The sequence below is a fragment of the Ensifer aridi genome, assembly GCF_002078505.1.
GTDB classification, from domain to species: Bacteria; Pseudomonadota; Alphaproteobacteria; order Rhizobiales; family Rhizobiaceae; genus Sinorhizobium; species Sinorhizobium aridi.
Genome location: NZ_LUAV01000057.1, coordinates 619 through 833, shown reverse-complemented (window position 1 = coordinate 833; position 215 = coordinate 619). Strand labels below are relative to the sequence as shown.

Annotated in this window: 1 protein-coding gene; it reads right to left on the bottom strand. The window is 67.4% G+C overall.

Going from position 1 to position 215, the window contains the following annotated elements; all coding sequences use genetic code 11:
* Positions 1–193, bottom strand: a 193-nt coding sequence (locus AYK65_RS34055; RefSeq protein WP_275531701.1) for a condensation domain-containing protein, incomplete at its 3' end; no start/stop codon positions are given.
* Between the last annotated feature and the right edge of the window lie 22 nt (positions 194–215).

The window sequence follows — 215 nt, the reverse complement described above, 5'->3', positions numbered from 1 at the left end:
GCTCCAGCAGCTCCGACACGCTCGGTTCGCCGGACAGATCGATGCGAACCGCCAGGGTGTTGACGAAGAAGCCGATCAGCTCCTCGACCTCGCGCCGGCCGCGATTGGCACTCGGCACGCCGATGACAAGGTCGTCCTGCCCCGACAGGCGCGCCAGCACCGCCGCCCAGGCCGCCAGCACCGTCATGAACATGGTCGTGCCATGTTGATGGCTC